This is a genomic window from Streptomyces sp. NPDC056061, from assembly GCF_042266885.1.
In the GTDB taxonomy this organism is placed as follows: Bacteria; Actinomycetota; Actinomycetes; order Streptomycetales; family Streptomycetaceae; genus Streptomyces.
This window is the reverse complement of sequence record NZ_JBHJWQ010000008.1, coordinates 255,159-266,268: the sequence shown is the minus strand read 5'-3', so window position 1 is coordinate 266,268 and position 11,110 is coordinate 255,159. Positions and strand designations below refer to the sequence as shown.

Here is an 11,110-nt window from a genome sequence, read left to right as displayed (position 1 = left end):
CTGTTCGACTTCACCGACGAACGGCGCGGCCGGATCGGGGCGGCCACGTCGGCGGCCCGGCTGGCCGGCTACCGGGACACCGGACCCGTCTACCCGGGCGGAGCGCGTTCTTGCCGGACTTCTTGTCCACGAAGATCTTCCGGCATCCGGCATCCGGCGGCGGTGAGCGCGTCGAGCTGTCGTTCGAGCTTCTGGCCGCCGGTGGAAACCCGCGCGTATCCGATCTTGATTTCGGTGCGGACGAGCGGCCCGGCGACGAGGAGGTCCGGCCCGTCGGCCGGTTCGAGGGCGGTCATGGCTCCGGATCACGTCGAGAAACGGTGGCCTGAGGTTGTTGAACGACTCAGGTTCTTGAAGGGTTTTTTGAAGGCCCTTGGTCCTGCAACAGCGAAGATTGATTCATTGCCAACGAAGTTTGACTGCAAGGCGAGGGTTGATGAGCCGCCGTATATCCCAAGGTGTCCTGGTCGTCGGGTCGATCGGCGTTCTGATCAACATCGTGGACGCGATCGGGACTGGGCGTCTGGAGCCGCACGATGCCTTCGCCGCGCTGGTCGTGCTCGGTGCGGGTGGTGAACTGCTCAAAGAGCGGCGGCCCAGGGCCGCGAAGGCGTTGTACGCCGTGGCGTCGGTGCTGCTGGTGGTTGCCGGATCCGTCGCGGGGGCCAGGGCGTGGGCCTCGTTCTTCAGGGGCGCGGCCTATGACTGGCTCGACCTCGGCCTCGGGGTTCTGGTCGTGATCTACGTGGCCGTCGGCGCGGGTCAGTTGCTCGCGCACTTGTCCCGCAGAGCGTCGAAGTCTCGTGGAAACGCCGGCATGCTCAGCGAGTAGCACCGACACCGGTCAAACCTTGGTGGCAATGGATCAATCTTCACTGTCACAGGGCAGCCCTGCGGGGTCCGGGCGGCCCTTCGGGGGTGATCTTCGGAAAGCGAAGGTTTTTTTGACGAGCCGGCAGCCGGTGGCACACCGCGCTCATCGCCGGCAGGAGTCAGCGCTCCTCCGGAGGCTGCTTGCTCGCCAGGAGGTCGAGGAGTTGCTTCGCGGCTGCTCCGATCTGACCGTCGAAGGGATCCATGGCCATCCGCTCCAAGACCTCGATGAAGATATCCCTTTGGACCGAGCGGGCCTCCTCTGATGAGCCGAAGATCAACCGAGGAAGGATTTCGCCGATCGCGGCCGAGGCTTCGGATATGCCGAGGGTGCCGGTCAGCCCCTCTCGAAACACCTTCTCGACGATGATCTCCTCGACCGGACGAGTCGCTTCGAGGGCCTGGGCGCCCGGGGCCACGGTGGCGATCGCACTGGCCGGTCTCCTGCGCATCGCCGTTCGCCGGTAGCTCTGCACCGGGGGATCTTGACGAGGCCACGGACAAGCTCGTTGGCTCATGCGTACTTGATGGGGAGTGGGCGTCACGGAACCAGCGACGGGCGCCGTGCGACAGGCAGGACCGACTGATCCTCGACGGTTCGCTCCGCCCGGTTGATCTCGGCCCAGACGGCGTCGAGAGACAGGCCGAGGGTGTCGGCGATCGCTGCGATGGCCGGGAAGGCGGGGGTGGCCACACGGCCGGATTCGATCTTCCACAAGGTTTCCGGCGAGCTGCGCGAAGCGAGCGCCACGTCCAGCATCGAGCGGCAGCCCCGGGCTCGGCGGAGCAGGGCGCCAAGGCGCTGGCCGCGTTCTACCTCGGCGGGGGTGAGCGGCAACCCGACCATGACCCCATTCTAATACCGGTATAGTTAGACCGGGATAGTTATTGGGCACACATGAGAGGTCCCCCATGATTGAGATCCTGAACTCCGCGCGGCTTGAGCGGGCGAGGGACACCGGCGCTCTGGTCGGAAACATCCTGCACACACTGAAGCAGCGCAGCACGGTCGGGACGAACCTGCTGGACATCGACCGGTGGGCCAAAGAGACGATCACCGAGGCGGGAGCGCAGTCCTGCTACGTCGACTACGCACCTTCCTTCGGCCGCGGCCCGTTCGGGCACTACATCTGCACGGCCGTCAATGACGGAGTGCTCCACGGGCGGCCTCACAACTACACGCTGGCAGACGGGGATCTGCTGACTCTCGACCTCGCCGTAGCCAGGGGCGGGGTGGCCGCGGACGCCGCGATCAGCTTTTTGGTGGGCAAAGCCAGGCCGGCGGAGAGCGTCGCGATGATCGAGACGACCGAACGTGCACTCGCCGCCGGCATCGCCGCCGCCAAGCCTGGGGCGCGCATCGGCGACCTCTCCCACGCCATCGGCACGGTCCTCGGCAAGGCGGGCTACCCGATCAACACCGAGTTCGGAGGCCACGGCATCGGCTCGACCATGCATCAGGACCCCCACATCGCGAACACCGGACGGCCAGGCCGCGGATACAAGCTGCGCCCCGGGCTGCTGCTCGCCCTGGAGCCCTGGGTCATGGCCGACACCGCCACACTCGTCACCGACGCCGACGGTTGGACGCTGCGCAGCGCGACAGGCTGCCGGACCGCGCACAGCGAGCACACCATCGCCATCACCGACAACGGAGCCGAAATCCTCACCCTGCCCACGCAGGCATGACCATAAGAGGGCGCTGTAACGAGTGGCCCAGCGGGCCGGGTGAGCCGCCGTCGATCCTCGTCGTCCTCGACAGCCTCCGGGTCCCGGAAGGGGCGCAGGTCCTGACCGGGTCCGCCGGCCTTGATGTTGAACAGACAGCAGCCCAGGAAGTTGATGTGCCGGTCCTTGAGCGGGGAGAGGCGGGCCACGCCCTCGTCCTTGACGTCGTGGCCCTCGGCGCGGAGCTGGGCGACGGCGGCATCCGGGTAGCGGGGGTTCCACAGGACGACAGCATTGAGGACCAGGCCCAGGCTTGCCGACTGATCTTCTTGGCCCTCGCGGTACGCCTGGCGGATCTGGCCGGGGACGCCGTGGCAGATCGCGCGGGCCAGGCGGTGGCGGGACTCCTGCACGGTGAGCTGCTGGTTCATCAAGCGGCGGTAGGTGTCGTCGGCCGCGTCGACCAGGGCGAGCAAACCCTCCATGCGGGTGCGCCGCTCGGAGACGTGGCCAAGGACGTCGTGAAAACCCGGTCCAGGAGTGGACCTCGAACAGCAGGTCCGGCAGGTCGATCCTCGGCAGCATCGCCTCCGTGGTGGCCCGAGCCAGGTCAGCGACTCCGGCTCGCCCACCGCGCCGAGCTTGTCCACCGACAGGCGGGCGCGTCCGCCGCCCTCGGGGACGACGATCTCCACCTTCGCGTCGTCGCCGGCCTCCTCCAGGCGGTCGGCCATCTGCCGCCATGCCGCGTCCAGCCCCCGGGTGAGCTGGGCCAGGTGCTCCTCGGCGTCCTCGGTCAGGGACAGGCCCGCGAGCACGTCCGCGCGCGCCGCCTCCCACCGCGGCCCGTCCAGCAACCCGGCCCGCAGGTCCGCCCACCGGTTCGACGGGGAGGCGAACACACCGCGCCGGTTCGGGGCGTGGTGCAGCTGCTCCAGGACACACACCACGTACGCGTCGCGGTCGACCGAGCCCTGCGGCAGCTTGGCGTCGGAGAAGACCGCGCGCTTCCACATCGCCGGCACCAGCTCGGCGTCGACCTCGCGGGGCAGCAGCGGCCAGTCCTTGACCCGGCGCCGGGAGAGCGCGGGCAGGCGACGAACTGCCTGGAGGATGCGCCGCCCGGCCGGGGCGGCGCCCAGCGCGTCCGACGCGCCCAGCAGCGAGAGGAACGGGCGCACGGTGTTGTAGCGCAGGGCCAGCTTCTCCCGCATCGCCGCCTCCGCCGAGCCGTCGTCCTCGGGCACCAGGGCCTCGACGGTCGCGACCGCCCCAGCCACCGCCGTGCGCGGCACCGCCTCCTCGACCGCCGCCCACAGCGCAGCCACGTCCAGGTCCGCCTCGTGCTCGGCGACCAGATCCGGCTCCTCGGTGAGGATCTTCGACGCCTTCGCCAGGATCCGGGCCGCCTTCTCCAGCTGCGGCAGCATCGCCGGCCGCTCCAGCTCCGAGACCCGCCTGCCCTCCGGCACCACCAGCAGCTCCGCCAAGGCCGGCGCGAGCGCCGCATCGGCCCGGACCGTCGCCCTGGCCACCGCCTCGTACAGGCGCCGCTCGGCCGCCGTACGGGCCTCCGACACCTGCCGGGCCGGCACCGAGACACCCGGCAGCAGCACCCGGTTCTTCCGCAGCCACGTCACCGCGTGGTTGAACGAAAAACCGCTCCAGCTCCGGACGCGTGGGCACCTCGATGAACGTCCCGTACGCCTCGGCCTGCTCATCAGCCGGAAACTCCACCGGCACGAGACGGACCCTGATCACCGGCCGACACCCGCTCGACGATCTTTCCGCGAACCTCGGCGAGGCCCCGGGACGGTGTGTTGGCCGAGCATGATCGTTCTCACCGGGATTTCCTGTACGCCAACTACTCACACCCGGATCAGGGGCCCGGACGTGGGTAGGGCGGCGCCGTTGTCCGGCACGAAGGGGTGGTGCCTCCGGCACGGCCCCGGAGGCATGGGGCCCGTGCCGGTGCGCCAAGGAGTGCCCGGGTGCACCCCGGCGTGAACCGACTCATCGCAGTGCGCCCGGGTACCCCCGGAGCGCATGTGCCAGGCACACTTGAACCCATGTCGATCCACGAGAATCTGCTCGGGGGACCGCCCCCGACCCACCTGCCCGACGACCCGGAGCCGCGCGAACTGCTCGCCAGTGGCACGGCTCCCGCCGACGTCGCCGCGAAGTACCCCACGTCCTCCCTCGCCTGGGCGCAGCTCGCCGACGAGGCGTTCGAGGGCGGACGCGTCGTCGAGTCGTACGCCTACGCCCGCACCGGCTACCACCGCGGCCTCGACGCGCTGCGCCGGGCAGGCTGGAAGGGCCACGGGCCCGTGCCGTTCGAGCACGAGCCGAACCGGGGCTTCCTGCGCGCACTGCACGCACTGGCGAGGGCCGCCGGGGCGATCGGCGAGCAGGAGGAGTACGAGCGCTGCACGACGTTCCTGCGCGACTCCTCGCGGACGGCCGCCGAAACCCTCGGCTGACGACCTGGGGAGCCCGCTCCCTGCTGCTCCCCGGGTCGTAGGAGCTGTCCCGTCGCGATGCCCGGCACGCGCGCTCGCCGCACCGGCCGAACACCCGAGTACGTCCCGTAACGGGACTTCCGGCCGGTATACCGGGAGCGCGCGCCCCGTGCGCCCCTCGGCGGGCGGACGTCGCCCCGCCGCGGCACGAGCCGGAGCTCCCGGCCGGCCGAAACCCTCGGCCGGTGCCGCGGGCGCGCGTCCGCACATACGCCGTACGTGCCATACGCCGTACGTGCCATATGCGCGTGACGTGCACGTACGTGCCGTGACGTGTGGACCCCGCGGGCGATCGTGCGTCCGCGGGGGCTGCGCCCCCTCCCGGTTCCCGTTCTAGGATGCGGGCAGGGGACCGGAGCTCCACCACCTCACGGAAGGGGCGGACCGCTACCCGGAAGCTTGTGTCGAGGAGACAGCAATGTCGACGATCCACCCCGACCCCGAAGCCGCCGGTGCGGAGACCCCGCACCTCGACTTCGAGGGAACCACTCCGTACGAGGACTATGTCCAGGCGGATGTCCTGACCCATCTCCAGCACCCTCGCTCCGACGATCCGGGCGAGATGGTGTTTCTGGTCACCACCCAGGTCATGGAACTGTGGTTCACCGTCATCGTCCACGAGTGGGAGACCGCCGCGCACGCCCTGCGCGAGGACAGGCTGGATGCCGCACGCGACGCGCTCAAGCGCTCCGTGCGGGAACTGGAGGCGCTCAACGCCTCCTGGACGCCGCTCGCCCAGCTCACTCCCGCCCAGTTCAACTCCTATCGCGGTGCCCTCGGCGAGGGCTCCGGATTCCAGTCCGCGATGTACCGGCGGATGGAGTTCCTGCTCGGCGACAAGTCCGCGTCCATGCTGGTGCCGCACCGGGGCGCGCCCCGCGTCCACGCCGAGTTGGAGAAGGCGCTGGCGGAACCGAGCCTGTACGACGAGACGCTCGCGCTGCTCGCCCGGCGCGGCCACGCCATACCCGCGTCCGTGCTCGACCGCGACCTGACGCAGAAGTACGAGCCGTCCCCCGAGGTCGAGGGCGTCTGGGCGGAGATCTACGCCGACCCCGACCGGTACGACGAACTCGTCCGGCTCGGCGAGGCCCTGACCGATGTCGGCGAGCTGGTGTGGCGCTGGCGCAACGACCACCTGGTCGCCACCCGGCGTGCGATGGGTTCGAAGACCGGTACCGGCGGTTCCGCCGGGGTGGCGTGGTTGGAGAAGCGGGCCACGAAGAATGTTTTCCCCGAGTTGTGGAGCGCGCGCAGCCATGTCTGAGACCTTTGCCGCGCGGGACGCGGCAGCCGAGGACCCTGCGGCGCGGGTGGCGGCGGTCGGGCAGGACGTCGCAGGTCACGCCGCGCGGGCGGCCGTACTCGATGCCGCCGACCCGCTCGCCGGCCGTCGCGAGCTGTTCGCGCTCGACGACACCGTCTACCTGGACGGCAACTCGCTCGGTGCGCTGCCCGCCCACGTGCCCGCCCGGGTGCAGGAGGTTCTCACCCGGGAATGGGGCGAGCTGCGCATCCGGTCCTGGGACGAGAGCGGCTGGTGGACCGCGCCGGAGCGGATCGGCGACCGGATCGCCCCACTCGTCGGGGCATCCGCCGGACAGATCGTCGTCGGTGACTCCACCAGCGTGAACGTCTTCAAGGCCCTCGTCGCCGCGAGTCGGCTCGCGCCCGAGGGGCGCGACGAGATCCTCGTCGACGCGACGACCTTTCCCACCGACGGGTACATCGCCGCGTCCGCGGCCCGGATGACCGGCCACCGGCTCGTCCCGGTCGTACCCGCCGAGGTTCCCGATGCTCTCGGTCCCCGCACCGCGGCCGTCCTGCTCAACCACGTCGACTACCGAACCGGCAGATTGCACGACCTGCCCGGGCTCACCGCTGCCGCCCACGCGGCGGGTGCCGTCGCCGTCTGGGACCTGTGCCACAGCGCGGGAGCCCTGCCGGTGGGACTGGATGCGCACGGCGTGGACCTGGCAATCGGCTGCACCTACAAGTACCTGAACGGCGGGCCCGGTTCGCCCGCCTACCTGTACGTCGCCGAGCGCCACCAGGCAGCCTTCGACTCGCCGCTTCCGGGGTGGACCTCGCACGCCGACCCGTTCGGGATGACGCCCGGGTACGTTCCGGCGGACGGCGCGGTACGGGGCCGGGTCGGCACACCCGACATCGTCTCCATGCTGACGCTCGAAGCGGCGTTGGACGTGTGGGACGGGGTGTCGATCGAGGCGGTGAGGGCCAAGTCGCTGGCCCTTACCGACTTCTTCCTGGAGTGCGTCGCCGCGTATGTGCCCGAGGGCCGGGTCACCTCCGTCACCCCGGCCGCACATGCCGAACGCGGCAGCCAGGTCGCGCTGCGGTGCGCGGACGCGGAACCGGTCATGAGCGCCCTCATCGCGCGGGGCGTCGTCGGCGATCTGCGGCGGCCCGACGTGCTGCGGTTCGGGTTCACCCCGTTGTACGTGGGATTCACGGACGTGGAGCGGGCGGCCCGGGTGCTCGCCGAGGTGTTGGAGAGGACGCCGGACGAACGGTCCGGCCCGGAGCGGTAACGGGCCGGGACCGGGCGGAACACCGGGACCGAGTCAGGACCTCGCGGTCCTCGTGCGGCGACGCACTGGGCCGTGATCCGTCGGCGGGGACGGGAACCACTCGTACTGGTACCGTCCCCGCAGGCCGGACCTGGCCAGGCGAGTCGAACCGGTGGGGCGTTGGCCGTCGGCCGGTGCTCCGGCGATGTGGTGGGCTGTCGGGACGTCGGTCCCGCAGGCCGAGGAACGGACAGGACGGGTTGGGGCACCATGTCGGATTCTGCCGCGCGTGACCGGAACGCAGCCGAGACCGAGTCGGCCTTCTCCCATCCGCCGGTCGCCCCCGATGCGTCCGCCGCCTACGGGAACCACCCCGACCAGCTGATCGACTTCTACGCCCCGCGAGACGGCCGGTCCGGGGCCCCGGTCGTGGTCGTTCTGCACGGCGGCGCCTGGCGGGCGCCCTACGACCGGCAACATGTGTCACCGTTCGCGGACTTCCTCGCCCGGCGCGGTTTCGCCGTGGCCAGTGTCGAGTACCGGTGCGGCAGCGAGATCCCGCAGCAGCGGGGTTCGGAGCCGGTGGCGGGGCGGTGGCCGGAGACCTTCGACGACGTCGCCGCGGCGATGGACGCGCTGCCCGGCCTGTTGGCCCGGGAGCTGCCGGAGGCCGATGCGCGCCGGATCGTCGTGACCGGGCACTCGGCGGGCGGGCAGCTCGCCCTGTGGGCCGCCGCCCGGCACGTACTGCCCGAGGGGTTGCCGTGGCAGCTGCCCGCGCCGCCACCGCTGCGGGGTGTCGTCGCCCTCGCTCCGATCGCCGACTTCACCAAGGCCGTCGAGCTGGACGTGTGCTCCGGTGCGGTCGGTCAGTTCCTCGGCGGCGACGCCGACTTCGAGGAACGAGCCCGGCACGCCGACCCGGCCGTGCTGCTGCCCACCGGCATCGCCACGACCGTGGTGCAGGGGACCGCCGACCTGGACGTGCCGCAGGCCGTGTCGGAGGCATTCGTCGACGCGGCGGCGAGGGCGGGAGAGACGGTGGGGCTGACCCTGCTGCCCGAGGTCGGTCACTTCCCGCTGATCGACCCGGCGAGCGGCGCCTGCGCGGTGGTGGCGGAGGAGCTCGCCCAGCTGGCGTGGTGAACCCCGATCGGCCGCCGGTCCGTACCCGCGTAGTACTTGCGACGGACCGCGCAGGATCCGCATCACTGCTGACGACGCCGGCCGTTCCGGCTCCTACTTTGGAATCGTGACCGAGACCAAGACCAGAAGCCCCGAGTTCAGGCTGGCCGCCAAGATATTGGGAGGCTTGCGACAGGACCTCCTCACCGACGTCTTCGCGTACCGCTCGATGGGACGGATGCGCACCGACGGACCGGTGACCGGAAAGCTGCCGGACCGGATGCGCGAACGGATCGCCTGGACCCCCCACATGCTGGTCGGCGCGGCGGCGTTCTTCGTGTTCGTCGTCGGCATGGCCTCGTCGGGCTCCTCCCACCTGCATTTCCTGGTCGATGTCGTCGTCGCAGCGCTGCTTCCGGCGGTCACGGTGCTGATGACACTGGTCCGGCCGGTCGGCGCGTTCTGGGCGTCGCTGGTGCTCGCCCCGTTCGTCGCGTTCCTCAGCGGCGACTCCTGGCCCTGGACGGAGAACACCCTCGTCTCCCACCTGGTGGTGCTGGTGGTGGTCGCGGCCCGGACCCGGCCCCGCACCGCCGCCTGGATGTGGGGGATCACGGCGCTGTTCGGCGCCCTGATGGACAACTTCGGCTTCTGGCACGACGCGTCGACCACCGGCCCGTTCACCGTGGTCTCCGCGTTCGCGCTGCTGATCGTCACCGTGGTGCTGGTCCGTCGTGACGCGGAGCGCGAGGTGACCGTGCAGCGCACCGTCACCGCCGTCGAACGGGACCGGCGCACCCTGCTGGAGGAACGGACCACCATCGCCCGGGAACTGCACGACGTGGTCGCCCATCACATGTCGGTCGTCGCGATCCAGGCCGAGGCCGCCCCCTACCGGGTGGAGAACCCGCCGCCCGAGTTGGAGCAGGCGTTCGTGACCATCCGGGAGAACGCGGTCTCCGCGCTCACCGAACTGCGTCGCGTGCTCGGTGTCGTACGGGCCGACGACCAGGAGGTTCCGGACGCCCCGCAACCCACCCTCGCCCAGCTCGACAGGCTCCTCGACAATGTGCGCGAGGCGGGCCTGGAAACCGAGAAGACGGTCACGGGTGCGGTATGCCAACTTCCGCAGGGGGTCGAACTGTCGGCGTACCGGATCATTCAGGAAGCCCTCAGCAACACGCTGAGGCACGCGCCGGGCGCCGCCGCCCAGGTGGAGATCGGCTACGTGCTGGGTGGGCTCGGACTGCGGGTCGTGAACGGGCCGCCGACCGCCCCGGTGCAGCCCTCGCCGGGAGCCGGCCACGGAATCACGGGCATGCGGGAGCGGGTCGTGATGCTGAACGGCACCATGACGGCCGGAGCGACCGAGGAGGGCGGCTACGAGATTGCCGCGTTCCTCCCCGTCGCGTTCACTCCCGACTCCTGCACCGACTCCTCCGCCGACTTCACGTCCGCACCCGCATCCGCATCCGGCACGGAAGAGGGCCGGGAATCCCGGCAAACGCAAGAAGTCCGTGGGGCACACAAGATGAACGGGATGAATGAGATGAACGGGATGGACGGGGCGAACGGGGCGTACGGCTCGGGCGCGGCGTACGACCTGAACAAGGCGACAGGGACCGCACAGAAGGAAAGGACGGAGCGGGCATGACTTCTGTATCCGCCACCACCATCACATCTGCCGCCCCGTCCATCCGGGTATTGATCGTCGACGACCAGATGATGGTTCGTGAGGGTTTCTCGGTCCTGCTCAACGCGATGCCGGGCATCGAAGTCGTGGGTGAGGCAGTCGACGGGCGACAGGCCGTCGCACAGGTGGCCGCGCTGCGCCCGGACGTGGTGCTGATGGACATCCGGATGCCGGAACTCAACGGCATCGAGGCCACTCGCGAGATCGTCGCCGCCGACGCGGATGCCAAGGTGCTGGTGCTGACCACCTTCGACCTGGACGAGTACGTGTACCAGGCGCTGCGCGCCGGAGCGTCCGGCTTCCTCCTCAAGGACGCCTCCGCCCGCCAACTCGCCGAAGGCGTGAGGGTGGTCGCCTCGGGCGAGGCGCTGCTGGCCCCGACCATCACCAGACGCCTGATCAACGAGTTCTCCAAGCTCGCCGAGCCCTCCCGTCCACCCGCCCTCGCCCGCATCGGCGACCTCACGGAACGCGAGACGGAAGTGCTGGTCCTGATCGCCCAGGGCCGGTCGAACGCGGAGATCGCCTCGCACCTGGTGGTCGCCGAGTCCACCATCAAGACGCATGTCAGTCGCATCCTGGTGAAGCTGGGACTGCGCGACCGTACCCAGGCTGCCGTTTTCGCGTACGAGGCACGGCTGGTCACGCCCTCCTGACCGGGGCTCCGGTCGAGCATGGGCTTTCGATGAACCCGGGCG

At 70.3% G+C, this 11,110-nt stretch carries 11 protein-coding genes and 1 pseudogene; 8 read left to right on the top strand and 4 right to left on the bottom strand.

The window, feature by feature from the left end:
* Positions 1 to 89 precede the first annotated feature (89 nt).
* Positions 90 to 296, bottom strand: a complete 207-nt coding sequence (locus ACFC79_RS15505; RefSeq protein ID WP_376240086.1) for a recombinase family protein — start codon at positions 294 to 296, stop codon at positions 90 to 92.
* A 140-nt stretch (positions 297 to 436) separates the two neighbouring features.
* Between ACFC79_RS15505 and ACFC79_RS15500 the strand changes: the two genes are divergently transcribed.
* Complete coding sequence (locus ACFC79_RS15500) at positions 437 to 832, top strand: hypothetical protein (protein WP_376240083.1); 396 nt, start codon at positions 437 to 439, stop codon at positions 830 to 832.
* 160 nt (positions 833 to 992) lie between these two features.
* Here the strand turns inward: ACFC79_RS15500 and ACFC79_RS15495 are convergent, their stop codons facing one another.
* Complete coding sequence (locus ACFC79_RS15495) at positions 993 to 1,349, bottom strand: hypothetical protein (protein ID WP_376240081.1); 357 nt, start codon at positions 1,347 to 1,349, stop codon at positions 993 to 995.
* Positions 1,350 to 1,414: 65 nt separating this feature from the next.
* Complete coding sequence (locus ACFC79_RS15490; protein WP_376240078.1) at positions 1,415 to 1,720, bottom strand: helix-turn-helix domain-containing protein; 306 nt, start codon at positions 1,718 to 1,720, stop codon at positions 1,415 to 1,417.
* 65 nt (positions 1,721 to 1,785) lie between these two features.
* Here ACFC79_RS15490 and map point away from each other — a divergent pair, with 65 nt between their 5' ends.
* Positions 1,786 to 2,562: a type I methionyl aminopeptidase gene (gene map / locus ACFC79_RS15485; protein WP_376240075.1), complete on the top strand. Its 777-nt coding sequence runs from the start codon at positions 1,786 to 1,788 to the stop codon at positions 2,560 to 2,562.
* Between the two features lie 53 nt (positions 2,563 to 2,615).
* On the opposite strand, the pseudogene ACFC79_RS15480 reads toward map, so the two are convergent.
* Positions 2,616 to 4,193: pseudogene (locus tag ACFC79_RS15480) on the bottom strand (Tn3 family transposase); the annotation flags it as partial.
* A gap of 417 nt (positions 4,194 to 4,610) precedes the next feature.
* Between ACFC79_RS15480 and ACFC79_RS15475 the strand changes: the two are divergent.
* From ACFC79_RS15475 to ACFC79_RS15450, 6 genes are all read left to right on the top strand, one after another.
* Entirely contained in the window at positions 4,611 to 5,024 is a 414-nt protein-coding gene (locus ACFC79_RS15475; protein ID WP_376240073.1) for a DUF3151 domain-containing protein, read from the top strand.
* A gap of 457 nt (positions 5,025 to 5,481) precedes the next feature.
* Positions 5,482 to 6,330, top strand: coding sequence for a tryptophan 2,3-dioxygenase family protein (locus ACFC79_RS15470; RefSeq protein ID WP_376240071.1), 849 nt, complete (start codon positions 5,482 to 5,484; stop codon positions 6,328 to 6,330).
* Positions 6,323 to 7,615, top strand: a complete 1,293-nt coding sequence (gene kynU / locus ACFC79_RS15465) for a kynureninase (RefSeq protein ID WP_376240068.1) — start codon at positions 6,323 to 6,325, stop codon at positions 7,613 to 7,615. Before ACFC79_RS15470 ends, kynU begins: the two co-directional genes overlap by 8 nt.
* Before the next feature lie 249 nt (positions 7,616 to 7,864).
* Entirely contained in the window at positions 7,865 to 8,740 is an 876-nt protein-coding gene (locus ACFC79_RS15460; protein WP_376240067.1) for an alpha/beta hydrolase family protein, read from the top strand.
* 106 nt (positions 8,741 to 8,846) lie between these two features.
* Complete coding sequence (locus ACFC79_RS15455; protein ID WP_376240065.1) at positions 8,847 to 10,373, top strand: sensor histidine kinase; 1,527 nt, start codon at positions 8,847 to 8,849, stop codon at positions 10,371 to 10,373.
* The gene (locus ACFC79_RS15450; protein WP_376240062.1) at positions 10,370 to 11,068 is read left to right on the top strand and encodes a response regulator; all 699 of its coding nucleotides are present in this window, start codon (positions 10,370 to 10,372) and stop codon (positions 11,066 to 11,068) included. The genes ACFC79_RS15455 and ACFC79_RS15450 overlap by 4 nt, the downstream gene beginning before the upstream one ends.
* Positions 11,069 to 11,110 lie beyond the last annotated feature (42 nt).